A 14,536-nucleotide genomic window follows, 5' to 3' on the forward strand; every position below is an offset into this window, starting at 1 on the left:
TGTATATCCCGAAGATTCAAAAGTGACTATTGAAATACATCGTGCTTCTCGTATCCGAGGTCGGAGGAGAGGGCAGATGCATAAAACTGGACAAGATCTCTCTGGGTCTCAAGAAGTTCCGGAGAGCCGATCCGGATCTCCGGGGCAATAATGCCGATGGAACCTGCAAGCTCGCCCTCAGAGTTGAAGACCGGGGCACCGATCCCGACAGCATCGTTGACATATTCTCCGCGGGTAATGGCGTAGCCGTCCTGGCGGATCTTTTTTAACTCTTCGCGCAGATCATCCGGGCGGACATGCGGGAACGCCTGGTCGTGGATGATGATGGTTCGGAAATATTCGTCGATGAAGGTCGGAGTCTGCCATGCAAGGAGGACCTTTCGGATCGCTCCGCAGTGCATATACATCTCGTAGCCGAATTCCTCGACGACCTTTAAGTGGCTCGGACCATCGACTTTCTCGATCACAAGGCCCTTATTGCCGACCGGGATCACGAGATAAGCGTCCTCCTTTGTCTGCTTTGCGAGCTGCGTCAGGATACTGTGGGCAGCATCCTGAAGACGGATCCCTCTGGCGGCAGCCTTTCCTAAAGGAATAAGTGCCGGACCGAGCCGGTAGGTGTGGGATCTGTCATCGCGGATCACATACTTTTTCTCACAGAATGTCTGAAGGATCCGGTGTACCGTACTTGGGGGAAGCTCCATCGCTTCCGCCAGTTCCGCGATCGAGAAATTGCGGTTTTTTTCTTTCAAAACTTCTAATAGCTCCATGGAGCGGAGAAGACTTTGTATCATTCAGTTTTTCCTTCCTCCGTATCGTCCTCAACTACAACGGAGGATGTTTTTTCATTTGCTGCAGATCCCTCTGCCGCAGAGCTGCTGTCTGCTGCTGTTTCGCAGGTTCCCTCTGCTGCTGAACATTCTGCTGTATCGGGATCTTCTTTTTTTTCTGCTGCAGGATCATCGGCGGTCTCTGCGTCTTTTCCGGAGTTGATCGTAATATAAGTTCTTTCCGGAGCATTTTCCACTTTCTCTTCATTTTCATCAGAAGGGGAATCTTCTTCCTCGTATTCGTGAAAATCCTGATCGAGCTCATCATTGAAGGATTTTAATTTCAGATAGTAGGAGATACCGGCCGCAACTGCGCCGCCGAGCATCGCGCCAAATGCGATAAGAAGGCCTGATTTCTTTTTTGACATGGTTCATTCTCCTTTCCGCTGCATCCAGAGGATCGAAGATCCTGCCTGCAGCCGCCAGTCTGCTATTTATAATCATAATCGAATTCATGGGAAAAAGAAAGAGATAATTATGAAAAAAGTTAAAAAAATGTATAAAACCAATGAAAAGTTTTTACAGTATACGGGCATTCCATGCCCGCCTACTGTAACAGGAAGATTCCCGGAAGGCTTGTCTGTATGAAGATTCTCCGCGTAAATTGATATATATTGAACGATTGACGGAGGAAAATGCAGAAAATTTATAGGTCACAAATTTTTCATAAAATAATTAGCACTCATGACTTGACAGTGCTAACAACATGTGCTATAACATGATTTGTGACGAGGGGTCAGGGAAAAGACCTTAGTCAGACTGAATAAGATAAAAGAAAAAAAGAATTGTGACTGAAAATTACAGAGCGGTCACAAGAGCTTGTAAAATGACAAGGAGGAGTCAGTAATGAAATTAGTACCATTATTTGACAGAGTTGTTTTAAAACAGTTAGTTGCAGAAGAGACCACAAAATCCGGTATCGTTCTTCCGGGTCAGGCAAAGGAAAAACCGCAGCAGGCAGAAGTGATCGCTGTTGGCCCTGGCGGAGTTGTTGACGGAAAAGAGATCAAGATGCAGGTAAAACCGGGCGATAAGGTCATCTACTCCAAATACTCCGGAACAGAAGTAAAAGTTGAGGAAGAAGATTACATCATCGTAAAACAGAATGATATTCTTGCAGTGATCGAATAATCACTTATTATTGATTGGAGGAATCTTAACATGGCTAAGGAAATTAAATATGGCGTTGAGGCCAGAAAAGCTCTTGAAGCTGGTGTAAATAAACTTGCTGATACCGTTCGCGTAACGATCGGACCGAAAGGAAGAAACGTTGTTCTCGACAAATCCTTCGGTGCTCCGCTCATCACAAACGATGGTGTTACGATCGCAAAAGAGATCGAACTGGAAGACCCGTTTGAGAACATGGGCGCACAGCTGTTAAAAGAAGTTGCAACAAAGACAAACGATGTTGCCGGTGATGGTACAACAACCGCTACCGTTCTTGCACAGGCTATGGTAAACGAAGGTATGAAGAACCTGGCAGCAGGTGCAAACCCGATCGTATTAAGAAAAGGTATGAAGAAAGCTACCGACGAAGCTGTTAAGGCGATCGCAGAGATGAGTGAGCCGATCAGCAGCAAGGACCAGATCGCAAGAGTAGCTGCAATCTCCGCAGCGAGCGATGAGGTCGGCGAGATGGTTGCAGACGCAATGGAGAAAGTTACAAACGACGGCGTTATCACCATCGAAGAGTCCAAGACCATGAAGACAGAGCTTGACCTTGTAGAAGGTATGCAGTTCGACCGTGGATACATTTCCGCATATATGTGCACAGATATGGAGAAGATGGAGGCAACTCTTGATGACCCGTATATCTTGATCACAGATAAGAAGATCGCAAACATCAACGATATTCTTCCATTACTCGAGCAGATCGTTAAGACAGGTGCAAAGCTTCTCATCATCGCTGAGGATATCGAGGGCGAGGCTCTTACAACTCTTATCGTCAACAAGTTAAGAGGTACATTCAGCGTAGTTGGCGTTAAGGCACCGGGCTACGGCGACAGAAGAAAAGAGATGTTAAAGGATATCGCGATCTTAACAGGCGGTACCGTGATCTCCGATGAACTCGGCCTTGACCTCAAGGATGCTACAATGGAGCAGCTTGGACGTGCAAAATCCGTTAAGGTCCAGAAAGAGAACACGATCATCGTTGACGGTCTCGGCGACAAGAAAGCCATCGCTGACAGAGTTGCCCAGATCAAAGGTCAGATCGAAGAGACAAAATCCGACTTTGACAGAGAGAAACTTCAGGAGAGACTTGCAAAACTCGCTGGCGGCGTAGCTGTTATCCGTGTAGGTGCTGCTACTGAGACAGAGATGAAAGAAGCAAAGCTTCGTATGGAAGATGCTCTTGCAGCTACAAAGGCAGCTGTTGAAGAAGGTATCATCGCAGGCGGCGGATCTGCTTATGTTCATGCAGCAGAGAAGGTTGCAGCTCTTGTAAACGGCATGGAAGGCGATGAGAAGACCGGCGGAAAGATCATCTTAAAGGCTCTCGAAGCTCCGTTATTCCACATCGTATCCAACGCAGGTCTTGAGGGTGCTGTGATCGTAAATAAAGTAAAAGAGCTTCCGGTTGGCCAGGGCTTCGATGCTTACAACGAAGAGTTTGTTGATATGATCAAAGCTGGTATCCTTGATCCGGCTAAGGTTACAAGAAGTGCATTACAGAACGCAACAAGTGTTGCTTCCACACTCCTTACAACAGAGTCTGTTGTTGCAAACATCAAAGAAGAGACTCCGGCAATGCCGGCAGGCGCAGGCGGAATGGGCGGAATGATGTAATTTCTTCCGGATCCGTGCAATCTGAATGAAAATAAATAAGACCATCGGCGGTTCTTTGGGCCGTCGGTGGTCTTTTTTTACAAGTTACGGCATTTTTGAAAGCTTGCTGTTCTGGTATTCTCCGGACCAGGTCACATCCCGGTCAAACCAGGGGAGCGGAGGAAAGGCTTTTGCGTCCTCCTCGGAGGAAAACTCAATCTCCGCGAGCATGAGCCCGGCGAATTTTCCTTCAAAGACATCGAATTCCACGGTGAGATCCTCGCGTCCCGGGACAGGGAGCAGGTAGCGTTTTTTCGTGAGGACGTTCCCGTCCGCTTTTGTGAGCAGGTGGGCGTAGGCCTCTTTTGTGAGCGGAAGATTATATTCTTCCCTCGCGAGAAGTCCTTTGGATTTGTAGGTGAGGTAGTAGTTGTCATCTTCCTTCCGGATCCTCACCACAGGTTCGGTGCAGAGGTATGCCTGTTCGATCTCATGAAGAGGGAAGGCCCCATAGTTTTCAGGAGGTGTCGTGACGAGAAATTTGCGTTCGATTTCCATGATAAATATCCTTTCTGGGATGCCGGCGGTTGCGTCAGAAGATTTGATCGCCAGTTCTTATGAAATTACCGCCAGTGATTGAAACAAACTGTAATAAATCATATCATATCGCAAGGAAAAAGTAAGGTCTTTTGTAAAAAAACATGTTACAATATCAGTAAACAAATGTAGATGAAAGTTCAGCGGTTCCAGTATGCGGAATCCGGGAGAATGTCCTGTTTTTGCATATCGGTCAACACCGTTCATGAAAAAAGGAGGAAGTGCGTATGTGGACAAGGGCAGAGTTAAAGAACCGTGCAAAAATGTGTCTGAGCAGATATTACTGGGCGGCATTTGCGGTGAGCCTGATCTTTGCGATCCTCAGCGGATTCGGCGGATCGAATGCAAACACGCAGAGAGTTACAAGCTACCTGGAGCAGAATGCGACGGGAAGCAGCCGGGATGACCAGAGCGGTCTTTTGATCGGTGAATTAGGAGGCGACGGCAGCCTCAGTGGAAGTACCCAGAGTGGTCTTGCCAGCGGGATCGAGCTTGTCCCTGGACTTGGCGACGCTTACGGACCGGGAGCCGGAAATGCCGGATCCATGGTTGCGAGCAACCTGTTTTACCGTCTTTTCGCGGGAGCGGTGGTCGTTATTGTGATCGTCTCTGTCGTGATCGGAATTTTTGTACAGCCATTGTTTGAAGTCGGACGGAACCGGTTCTATCTGGAAAGCCGTGTGACGGGGCAGTCGGCGGGTGTCGGAAAGATCTTCTGGGGATTTTCCAATGGATATTTAAAGATCGTGGGAACCCAGTTCCTTCGGGGACTGATCACAGAGAGTGTTGTGATCCTGGCCAGTCTGTTGGGATTTCTTGTGATCTTGTTTAATGGTGTTGAATGGACCGGTAGTGTATTTTGGGCAGTAATGATATGCGCTACGATAGGAGCTTTTGTTTCTGTTTATTTCCAGTACTGCTATCTGATGGTTCCATATATTCTTGCTGAAAACCCGGATATGAAGACGATGGAAGTTTTAAGACTCTCGAAAGAGATGATGGATGGACAGAAATGGAACGCCTTTGTACTCGGCCTTTCCTTCCTTGGATGGCAGCTTTTAGGAACCCTGCTCTGCGGTATCGGAACCTTCTTCGTCCAGCCGTATGTGGATGCAACCTTTGCGGAGCTTTACGCAGTGCTTCGCGGACCATATTCGGGACGCCTGAATGGATTCGGAGGGGAACCGTTTGTACAGAATAACGCGCGCTATGGCGGACAGTATGTGGAACCGGACAGTGTGAGAGATGTCGGTGGGAATGAAAACCCGGGCGGCGGATACGGTGCGTATGGAACCGGAAATATGAACGGCGGCTATGGACAGAATGGCGGAACCGGTTATTCGTACGGACAGGGACAGAACAGCGCCTCGGACAGCTGGAATGATATGCCGCAGGAGCCGTATCAGTATCATGGACCAGAGCAGACCGTGGATTCTTCCGCACAGCAGCAGGCGGATGCAGAGGATCGCGGAACAGAAGTAAAACGGTCGGAGGGCGGACCTGGACGCGGATATTATCTGAACGGGAAATTTTATCCGTATACGGATGATGAGAAAGACGGACAGTGATGTTGAAAAAATGTAACTATTCAGTAGGTCTGCGCACTTGCTGCGCTGACCGTAATAAAGCACAGGTCTGGAGGCAAAAATCCCATCGGCGAAGCCGATCTGGAATGGATTTTTGCTCGTAACTGTGAGGGTACTGAACAGTTACGAAAAAATGAGATTTGCGGGGGATTTCTACTGCGTTATAAAGCAGGGATTTCCCCCGCGCTGCGATCAGAAAGGTGCGTAAATAAAAATGGCAAGAGTATATGCGTTTGTGGCAGACGGAATGGAAGAGGTGGAGTGCCTCGCGGTGTGTGACTGCCTGAGAAGAGCGAAAGTGGATGTGAAACTGGTCTCCATCATGGGAAGAAAGATGGTGACGGGATCCCACGGTTTTAAGATTGAGGCGGACTGTCTGTTCGAGGAGATCGGGGATGACGCAGATGTGCTGTTCCTCCCGGGCGGACTTGTCGGAACGAATAACCTGAAGGCGCACAGAGGTCTGGCAGAGATGCTGAAGGCCCATGCTGCAGCAGGAAAGCGGCTTGCGGCGATCTGTGCGGCTCCGAGTGTTTTAGGGGAGCTCGGTCTTGTCGAAGGCCATCGTGCGACCTGCTATCCGGGGTTTGAGAATCAGATGAAGGGTGCGGACTGCCGCGGCGACGGCGTGGTGACGGACCGGCTGATCAGTACCGGACGCGGAATGGGATGGGCGATCGACCTTGGGCTGGAGCTGATCCGGGTTCTGGTGAGTGAGGATGAGGCGGAGAGGATCAGGAAAGCGATCCAGTATGAGAGATAAATAGACTCGCTGCGCTCAGACAGTGCGGCATCTGTGTTCCAACGCAGTCACCCGCGAGCTAAGAGGAACCAGATCCCCGGATCAAGGTGCGCCTGCCCGGATACTCACCGCTGTGGGGCAGGCGCGTTATGTGAGCGTGGTGTGCCGGGAATGGTATGGACTGGCAGGCGTGGGGAGAGAATGCAGGTATTTGCAGCAAGAATATCCCGTATTTTCTGGATTTTTTGTAATTTAGGTCTGGTCTTTTTATGCGTCTTATGTTATAATTTCATGCGGCGCTATGTGCGCGTGACGGAGAAGTGATGCCTGCGGGCGGATTTTTCGCTGAGCGGCCATCATAATGCCGGAAAACGTGTAACGCCCAAAAAGCGGCAGTTACGAGATCATACGGGCGGGACCATCCGATCCCCGCTATCGATATATTTAAGGAGGAACTCATAAAATGAGCGTACAGGTTGAGAATTTAGAGAAGAATACGGCAAAACTTACAATCGAAGTGCCGGCAGAAAAGTTTGAGGAGGCTGTACAGCATTCCTATAATAAGAATAAGGGTAAATTCAATATCCCGGGCTTCAGAAAAGGAAAAGCTCCGTTCAACATGATCAAGAAGATGTATGGTGTTGGCGTATTCTACGAGGATGCCGTTGATGAAGTGATCGACGCAAGCTATCCGGATGCTGCAAAGGAGAGCGGACTTGAGATCGTTTCCCGTCCGGCTGTTTCCATTGAGCAGATCGAGGAAGGAAAGTCCTTCATCTACACAGCAAAGGTTGCTGTTAAGCCGGAAGTTACTCTTGGTCAGTACAAGGGCGTAGAGGTTCAGAAGACAAAATCTGACGTTACAGAGGAAGATATCGAGACAGAGATCAAGCGCGCAAGAGAGAAAAACTCCCGCCTGATCACAGTTGAGGACAGAGGCGTTGAGGATGGCGATCAGGTAACGATCGACTTCGATGGTTCCGTAGACGGAAAGAGATTCGAGGGCGGCAAGGCTGAGGACTATCCGCTTACGATCGGTTCCCATACATTCATCGACAACTTTGAGGAGCAGCTCATCGGCAAGAAGACCGGCGAAGAGTGCGAAGTAAACGTAACATTCCCGGCTGAGTACCATGTAGAAGAGTTAAAGAACAAACCGGCTGTATTCAAAGTAAAAGTAAAAGAGATCCAGAGAAAAGAGCTTCCGGAAGCAAACGATGAGTTCGCAAGCGAAGTATCTGATTTCGATACAATGGAAGAGTACAAGAAAGACCTTACAGAGAAATTACAGGCTGAGAAGATTGAAGCAGCTAAGACAGCAGACGAGGATAAGGTCGTTGCTAAGGTAATCGAGAACGCAACAATGGAGATCCCGGATCAGATGGTTGAGGAGCAGGTTAACGGTATGGTCAACGACTATGCGCGCAGACTTGAGAGCCAGGGTATCTCTTTCAAGCAGTATGTTGAGATCACAGGCATGACAGCTGAGAAGATCGGCGAGCAGATGAAGCCGCAGGCGATCAAGAGAATCCAGACAAGACTTGTTCTCGAGGCAGTTGTAAAGGCTGAGAACATCCAGGCTGACGATGCTGCAGTTGAGGAGCAGTTCGACAAGATGGCTGCAGACTTCAAGATGGATAAAGAACAGATCAAGGGTATGTTCGGTGAAGAGCAGATGGCACAGTTAAAAGAAGACCTTGCTGTACAGAAAGCGATCGACTTCCTTGTAGCTGAGGCAAAGTTCGTTGACTAAGTAAAGCAACATACTTTACGACTAATCTGCACAGAAAACATGGTGGGGAACGGTCCGGCAGTGGATCAGAAACCACATACAGAGGGGGTTGCTGCGGAGAGTTTTCCTGCGGCAATCCCTAATCGGTTATACAGGGATAGTTCCAAAATATGTGGAAAAAGGTGGATTTTTTGCCGGTCTGGTCTCAGACACAGGTGACAGCTTCACCGGAAAATGCATAAAAAGGAATACTCTGGTAACAGATATAAAAGAAAAGATGGAGGAAAAAATATGAGCTTAGTACCTTATGTGCTTGAATCTACAAGCAGAGGAGAGCGTTCCTACGATATCTATTCCAGATTATTAAAAGACCGTATTATTTTCCTCGGTGAGGAAGTAAACGATGTGAGCGCAAGCCTTGTTGTTGCACAGCTTCTTTTCCTGGAGTCCGAGGATCCGAATAAGGACATCAACCTTTACATCAACAGCCCGGGTGGTTCCGTAACGGCCGGCATGGCGATCTATGATACGATGAACTACATCAAATGCGACGTATGCACCACCTGCATCGGCATGGCTGCAAGCATGGGCGCATTCCTGCTCTCCAGCGGTGCGAAGGGCAAACGTTTCGCACTTCCGAACGCTGAGGTCATGATCCATCAGCCGTCCGGCGGAGCCCAGGGGCAGGCGACAGAGATCAAGATCGTTGCAGAGCAGATCTTAAAGACAAAAGAGAAGCTCAACAAGATCCTGGCTGCAAACACAGGTCAGCCGCTTGATGTGATCGCCCGCGACACAGAGAGAGACAATTATATGACGGCTGAGGAAGCTGCCGCATACGGTCTGATCGACCGCGTGATCTCCGGCCATTAGGACCGGACGGCGCGAAGGTGGAGAACAGTGCCGGAGCGCAGCGAGACATAAAGAATTTAGAATTGAGGTGCGAACATGCCAGTAAGACCAGAGGAAAAGATCAGATGTTCCTTCTGCGGAAAGAATCAGGACCAGGTCAGAAAAATGATCGCCGGTACCAACGGCGTCTATATCTGTGACGAGTGTATCGAACTCTGCAGCGAGATCCTTGAGGAAGAACTCGGAAACGAGGAGGAGGAAAGACCGGATTTCTCCGGAATCAACCTCTTAAAACCGAAGGAGATCAAAGAATTTCTGGACGACTATGTGATCGGACAGGATGAGGCGAAGAAAGTTCTTTCCGTGGCTGTTTACAATCATTATAAGAGAATCACATCGAAGAAGGAAAGTGATGTTGATCTTCAGAAGAGCAATATCCTGATGCTCGGTCCGACCGGATCCGGTAAGACCTATCTGGCACAGACACTTGCAAAGCTTCTGGGTGTTCCATTCGCGATCGCAGACGCGACGACACTGACCGAGGCCGGTTATGTCGGCGAGGACGTGGAAAATATCCTCTTAAAACTGATTCAGGCAGCAGACAACGATGTGAGCCGTGCGGAGTACGGGATCATTTACATCGATGAGATCGATAAGATCACAAAGAAATCCGAAAATGTCTCCATCACCCGTGATGTTTCCGGAGAAGGTGTTCAGCAGGCACTCTTAAAGATCCTGGAGGGAACTGTCGCAAGCGTTCCGCCGCAGGGTGGAAGAAAGCATCCGCAGCAGGAGCTGATCCAGATCGATACGACAAATATCCTGTTCATCTGCGGAGGAGCTTTTGACGGCCTTGAGAGAATTATCGAGTCCAGGCTGGAGACAAGTTCCATCGGTTTCGGTGCGAAGATCGTCGACAAGAAGAATACGGATATCAGCAAGCTGTTAAAGCAGGCGATGCCGCAGGATCTCACGAAATTCGGTCTGATCCCGGAGTTTGTCGGAAGAGTCCCGGTGATGGTATCCTTAGATCTTCTGGATGAGGATGCCCTTGTGCGGATCCTCACGGAGCCGAAGAACGCGCTCGTAAAACAGTATCAGAAGTTATTTGAGCTGGATGACGTGAAGCTGGAGTTCACTCCGGAGGCTGTCCACGAGATCGCCCATATGGCGGTGGAGAGAAAGACGGGAGCAAGAGGACTCCGTGCGATCATGGAATCTGTCATGATGGATACGATGTACGAGGTTCCGTCCGATTCCAACGTGGGTATCTGTACCGTTACGAAGGATGCGGTGGACGGAAAGGAAAAGCCGGAAGTCGTATACCGCGATGTGACGGTGCCGAAAAAGGCGTTGTCCGGAAGATCCAGAAAAGATGGAAACGGGGAGATCGCGTAAGAGAACGGCTCTCCTTACAAAATGAACCTGCAGGACCCGTATCCCGCAGATAAGAGGGGCTGCTGCGCACAGAAATGTCACGGCAGCCTTTTTGACGCAATGTATCCGGAAACTGCCGGAGACGTTTTTTACAAATACGATCGACAGGGCAGCCGCATTATCCGATGGGATGCGCTGACCTGTCTGAAACTGTCTCATAGAAAAAGGCGGAAATCACGACGATCGGAATGTCGGAAACGGATTTCCGCTCAGGAGAAATGAATGGAAGATAAGAAAATTACGATGCCGGCTGTGGCACTCCGGGGACTTACGATCCTCCCGGGAATGGTGCAGCATTTTGATATCAGCCGGGAAAAATCTGTCCGCGCGGTGGAGACAGCCATGATGGGAGACCAGAAGGTCTACCTTGTGACGCAGCGGAATCCACAGCAGGAGGTGCCGACGGCCGCAGATCTGTATCAGATGGGAACGGTATCCCAGATCAAACAGATCGTGAAAATGCCGAACGGGATCCTGCGCGTGATGGTGGAAGGATTAGAGAGAGCGGCTCTTCTCACACTGTTCGAAGACGGACAGTATCTGGAGGCGGAGATCGAGGACGCTCCGATGCAGGAGGAGCAGCTCTCGGATACCGTGAAGGAAGCGATGAGCCGGATCGTCAAGGAAAAACTTGAGGAGTTTGGAAACGCGAACCCGAAGGCGGTGAAGGACTTTATCGGAAGTCTCCTCGTGATCACAGACCTGGAGCCGCTCCTGACCCAGACGGCGAACGAATTCCCGTGGGATTTTGCTGTAAAGCAGGAGCTTCTGGAATGTGACTATGTAAGCCACCTCTACGACCGGATCGTGTATTATTTGATGCGTGAGATCGAGATCTTAATGATCAAGCGTGATTATCAGGGAAAAGTAAAGGAACATATCGATAAGAACCAGCGCGACTACATCCTGAGGGAAGAGCTGAAGGTCATCCGCGAGGAGCTGGGAGATGATGCCGGGGCGGAGGACGCTGACGGGTATCTGGAACAGCTTGAAAAGCTGAATGCGGATAAGGAGACAAAGGAGAAGATCAAAAAAGAGATCCAGCGTTTCAAAGGCATGCCGGGCGGAAGCCAGGAGGCAAATGTCCTGCGCACCTATATCGAGACGGTCCTTGAGATGCCGTGGAAGAAGACGTCCAGGGACAATCAGGACATCATCCATGCGAAGGAAGTGCTGGAGGAAGATCACTATGGTCTGGAGCAGGTAAAAGACCGCGTTCTGGAATTCCTTGCGGTCCGCGCCCTCACAAAGAAAGGCACAAGCCCGATCCTCTGCCTTGTAGGACCGCCGGGAACAGGTAAGACCTCCATTGCGAGATCCGTGGCCCGCGTGCTCGGAAAGAAGTATGTAAGGATCAGCCTCGGCGGCATTCACGATGAGGCGGAGATCCGCGGCCACAGAAAGACGTATGTCGGCGCGATGCCGGGCCGGATCGCCGATGCGATGCGCCAGGCAGGCGTGGCGAACCCGCTGATGCTCCTGGACGAGATCGATAAGGTCTCCGCGGACTACAGGGGAGATGTCTCGTCTGCGCTCCTTGAGGTCCTTGACGGAGAGCAGAATGGGAAATTCCGCGACCACTATCTGGAAATCCCGTTAGACCTTTCCGGAGTCCTCTTTATCGCGACGGCCAACGATGTGTCCACGATCCCGAGACCGCTCCTTGACCGTATGGAAGTGATTGAAGTGTCCAGTTACACGGAGAATGAGAAGTTCCATATTGCGAAGAAATATCTCGTTCCGAAGCAGTTAGAGAGAAACGGACTCACAGGGGAAATGCTCTCCTTCAGCGATAAAGCGCTGGAAAAGATCATCCACAACTACACGAGGGAAGCCGGAGTCAGGAACTTAGAGCGCCGGATCGGCGAGATCTGCCGGAAGGCGGCAAGAGAATTCCTTGAGAAAAAACGGAAATCCGTGCATATCACAGAGGGAAATCTTCAGAAGTATCTCGGAAAAGAAAAGATCACTTTCGAGAATGCCAACGAGGAGGATGAAGTCGGGATCGTGAGAGGTCTCGCATGGACCAGCGTTGGCGGGGATACTCTCCAGATCGAAGTGAATGTGATGCCGGGCGACGGAAAACTCCAGATGACAGGCCAGATGGGCGATGTCATGAAGGAATCCGCGCAGATCGCACTGACGTATGTGAGATCTGTGGCTGACCGGTACGGTGTGGAAAGCAAATATTTTAAGGAACATGATCTGCATCTTCATATTCCGGAAGGTGCGGTGCCGAAGGATGGCCCGTCCGCGGGCATCACGATGGCGACTGCGATGCTCTCCGCAGTGACCGGCAAAAAGGTCCTCGCCAGCGTTGCAATGACCGGCGAGATCACTCTGCGGGGGCGTGTACTGCCGATCGGAGGCTTAAAGGAAAAGACACTAGCGGCGAGAATGGCACATATGAAGAAGGTGCTCGTGCCGGACAAGAACCGGCCGGATATGGCGGAGATCTCGAAGGAGATCACGAAGGGCATGGAGATCGTGTTCGTGAAGACCATGGACGACGTGGTGCGCGAAGCGTTCGCGTGATCCAGGAAAGCTGCACCAGCCAGATAGAAGGAGAATAGGAATGGTTATCAGAAATGTGGAACTTGAGACCGTCTGCGGTGTGACGAGCACACTGCCGGAGAATACGCTGCCGGAGTTCGCGTTCGCGGGAAAATCAAACGTGGGAAAATCTTCCCTGATCAACGCACTCATGAACCGGAAAGCGTTGGCGAGAACGTCCTCCCAGCCGGGAAAGACCCAGACGATCAACTTTTATAACATCAACGGAGATCTCTATTACGTGGATCTCCCCGGCTACGGTTACGCGAAAGTTCCGCAGTCTGAGAAGGTAAAATGGGGCAAGATGATCGAGAATTATCTCCATAAGTCCCAGATGTTAAAATGCGTCTTCCTTCTCGTGGACATCCGCCATGAGCCGTCTGCCAACGATAAGACTATGTACGACTGGATCGTTTACAACGGCTTCCGCCCGGTCATCATTGCGACGAAGCTTGACAAGATCAAGCGGAGCCAGATCCAGAAACAGGTAAAACTCATCCGGACCGGTCTCGGAATGGAGAAACAGGATATCCTGATCCCGTTCTCCGCTGAGACCAAGCAGGGAAGAGAGGATATCTGGACGCTCATCGACAAGATGGCTGCCGGAGAAGATCTTCTGACCGCCGAGGAGGAGATCCAGGCGGAGAAAGCCGCGGAATGGGCTGCGAAAAAGGCTGCGAAGGAAGCGGAAAACGCAAAGAAGGAACAGGAATAAGAGAATGTAAACAAAAAAGCGGCATTGCCACAGAACATGATCTGTGGCAATGCCGCTTTTGAATATCATCCCTTCATCAGCGTTTTCATCACATAGGAGTAGATCTCCTGGCTCCGCTCCTTCCAGTGGCTGGCCATCGTCTCGGCCTGGTCTTTGTCGGGGACGGAGAGATCGAAGCCGATGAGGATGGATTTTCCCTCCCGGACTTCGCAGTGAACGATGTAGTCCTGGTTTGTTGATTTATAGAAGTCGGAGATGACGCCAACCTCGTTGCGGAGGCGGAATTTGTTCTCTTTTAAGTAGCTGTCGATATCCTCGATGATCGCGGGGGAGATATTGTTTCCGAAGAAGGAGAGCGTGTCGTCCCCCTCTTTTGTGATCTCATAGCGGGAGGAATTGTGGGTGGATTCCATCCGGATCAGCCCCGCCTCTTTCAGTTCATTTAATGCCTGCTGGAGCGTAAAATACGTTGTATATTCATGATCCAGGAAAAAATCCGTGAGCTGGGAGTTTGTCAGCGGAAAGTTGACATGGTCCAGCATATATAAGATCATCAGTTTGTAGAGCGTGATCGGATCAGATAACATAGGGGTTGCTCCTTTATTTTAGAGTCTGTAAAAATCTTTGCGAATATATCTATTTTACAGGTTTCACTGAACGGATTCAAGTCCTTTTTCCGGCTTCCCATGAAAAAGGTCGAAAATTGTAGTGAATTTGAACGGAAAA

The 14,536-nt window shown here is 50.0% G+C and carries 13 protein-coding genes; 9 read left to right on the forward strand and 4 right to left on the reverse strand.

The window, feature by feature from the left end:
• Positions 1–26: 26 nt before the first annotated feature.
• On the reverse strand, positions 27–794 hold the full coding sequence (locus tag FN001_RS06665; RefSeq protein WP_118296867.1) for an IclR family transcriptional regulator: 768 nt from the start codon (positions 792–794) through the stop codon (positions 27–29).
• Positions 791–1,198: a hypothetical protein gene (locus FN001_RS06670; RefSeq protein WP_142411231.1), complete on the reverse strand. Its 408-nt coding sequence runs from the start codon at positions 1,196–1,198 to the stop codon at positions 791–793. The genes FN001_RS06665 and FN001_RS06670 overlap by 4 nt, the downstream gene beginning before the upstream one ends.
• 478 nt (positions 1,199–1,676) lie before the next feature.
• On the opposite strand from FN001_RS06670, the gene FN001_RS06675 reads away from it, so the two are divergent.
• Positions 1,677–1,961 (forward strand): co-chaperone GroES, encoded by a 285-nt coding sequence (locus tag FN001_RS06675; RefSeq protein ID WP_015554836.1) that lies wholly within the window; start codon positions 1,677–1,679, stop codon positions 1,959–1,961.
• A 30-nt stretch (positions 1,962–1,991) separates the two neighbouring features.
• Complete coding sequence (groL, locus tag FN001_RS06680) at positions 1,992–3,617, forward strand: chaperonin GroEL (protein WP_118296864.1); 1,626 nt, start codon at positions 1,992–1,994, stop codon at positions 3,615–3,617.
• Between the two features lie 84 nt (positions 3,618–3,701).
• Here groL and FN001_RS06685 read toward each other — a convergent pair whose 3' ends face one another.
• Positions 3,702–4,154: a CYTH domain-containing protein gene (locus tag FN001_RS06685; protein WP_142411232.1), complete on the reverse strand. Its 453-nt coding sequence runs from the start codon at positions 4,152–4,154 to the stop codon at positions 3,702–3,704.
• Positions 4,155–4,420: 266 nt separating this feature from the next.
• On the opposite strand from FN001_RS06685, the gene FN001_RS06690 reads away from it, so the two are divergent.
• From FN001_RS06690 to yihA, 7 genes are all read left to right on the forward strand, one after another.
• Positions 4,421–5,761: a DUF975 family protein gene (locus tag FN001_RS06690; RefSeq protein ID WP_142411233.1), complete on the forward strand. Its 1,341-nt coding sequence runs from the start codon at positions 4,421–4,423 to the stop codon at positions 5,759–5,761.
• Between the two features lie 232 nt (positions 5,762–5,993).
• Positions 5,994–6,542, forward strand: coding sequence for a DJ-1 family glyoxalase III (locus FN001_RS06695; RefSeq protein WP_142411234.1), 549 nt, complete (start codon positions 5,994–5,996; stop codon positions 6,540–6,542).
• A 442-nt stretch (positions 6,543–6,984) separates the two neighbouring features.
• Positions 6,985–8,274: a trigger factor gene (gene tig, locus FN001_RS06700; RefSeq protein ID WP_118531752.1), complete on the forward strand. Its 1,290-nt coding sequence runs from the start codon at positions 6,985–6,987 to the stop codon at positions 8,272–8,274.
• 270 nt (positions 8,275–8,544) lie between these two features.
• Positions 8,545–9,126 carry an ATP-dependent Clp endopeptidase proteolytic subunit ClpP gene (gene clpP / locus FN001_RS06705; RefSeq protein WP_142411235.1) on the forward strand — a complete coding sequence of 194 codons (582 nt, stop codon included), beginning with the start codon at positions 8,545–8,547 and terminating at the stop codon, positions 9,124–9,126.
• A gap of 75 nt (positions 9,127–9,201) precedes the next feature.
• On the forward strand, positions 9,202–10,503 hold the full coding sequence (gene clpX, locus FN001_RS06710; protein WP_142411236.1) for an ATP-dependent Clp protease ATP-binding subunit ClpX: 1,302 nt from the start codon (positions 9,202–9,204) through the stop codon (positions 10,501–10,503).
• Between the two features lie 261 nt (positions 10,504–10,764).
• A complete protein-coding gene (gene lon / locus FN001_RS06715) occupies positions 10,765–13,077 on the forward strand; it encodes an endopeptidase La (protein ID WP_142411237.1) in 2,313 nt (770 codons plus the stop codon).
• A 40-nt stretch (positions 13,078–13,117) separates the two neighbouring features.
• Positions 13,118–13,810, forward strand: a complete 693-nt coding sequence (gene yihA, locus FN001_RS06720) for a ribosome biogenesis GTP-binding protein YihA/YsxC (RefSeq protein WP_118296849.1) — start codon at positions 13,118–13,120, stop codon at positions 13,808–13,810.
• A 65-nt stretch (positions 13,811–13,875) separates the two neighbouring features.
• On the opposite strand, the gene FN001_RS06725 is transcribed toward yihA, so the two are convergent.
• The gene (locus FN001_RS06725; protein ID WP_118296847.1) at positions 13,876–14,397 is read right to left on the reverse strand and encodes a DUF4364 family protein; all 522 of its coding nucleotides are present in this window, start codon (positions 14,395–14,397) and stop codon (positions 13,876–13,878) included.
• Between the last annotated feature and the right edge of the window lie 139 nt (positions 14,398–14,536).

The organism is Clostridium sp. Marseille-P7770 (assembly GCF_902143525.1).
GTDB lineage: Bacteria > Bacillota > Clostridia > Lachnospirales > Lachnospiraceae > Pilosibacter.

Excerpts from the sequence above, each read along its gene's own strand:
- FN001_RS06685 (WP_142411232.1), bottom strand. The coding sequence starts at position 4,154 with ATGGAAATCGAACGCAAATTTCTCGTCACGACACCTCCTGAAAACTAT.
- FN001_RS06670 (WP_142411231.1), bottom strand. The coding sequence starts at position 1,198 with ATGTCAAAAAAGAAATCAGGCCTTCTTATCGCATTTGGCGCGATGCTC.
- lon (WP_142411237.1), top strand. The coding sequence starts at position 10,765 with ATGGAAGATAAGAAAATTACGATGCCGGCTGTGGCACTCCGGGGACTT.
- FN001_RS06725 (WP_118296847.1), bottom strand. The coding sequence starts at position 14,397 with ATGTTATCTGATCCGATCACGCTCTACAAACTGATGATCTTATATATG.
- FN001_RS06695 (WP_142411234.1), top strand. The coding sequence starts at position 5,994 with ATGGCAAGAGTATATGCGTTTGTGGCAGACGGAATGGAAGAGGTGGAG.
- clpX (WP_142411236.1), top strand. The coding sequence starts at position 9,202 with ATGCCAGTAAGACCAGAGGAAAAGATCAGATGTTCCTTCTGCGGAAAG.
- FN001_RS06690 (WP_142411233.1), top strand. The coding sequence starts at position 4,421 with ATGTGGACAAGGGCAGAGTTAAAGAACCGTGCAAAAATGTGTCTGAGC.
- FN001_RS06675 (WP_015554836.1), top strand. The coding sequence starts at position 1,677 with ATGAAATTAGTACCATTATTTGACAGAGTTGTTTTAAAACAGTTAGTT.
- yihA (WP_118296849.1), top strand. The coding sequence starts at position 13,118 with ATGGTTATCAGAAATGTGGAACTTGAGACCGTCTGCGGTGTGACGAGC.
- groL (WP_118296864.1), top strand. The coding sequence starts at position 1,992 with ATGGCTAAGGAAATTAAATATGGCGTTGAGGCCAGAAAAGCTCTTGAA.
- FN001_RS06665 (WP_118296867.1), bottom strand. The coding sequence starts at position 794 with ATGATACAAAGTCTTCTCCGCTCCATGGAGCTATTAGAAGTTTTGAAA.
- clpP (WP_142411235.1), top strand. The coding sequence starts at position 8,545 with ATGAGCTTAGTACCTTATGTGCTTGAATCTACAAGCAGAGGAGAGCGT.
- tig (WP_118531752.1), top strand. The coding sequence starts at position 6,985 with ATGAGCGTACAGGTTGAGAATTTAGAGAAGAATACGGCAAAACTTACA.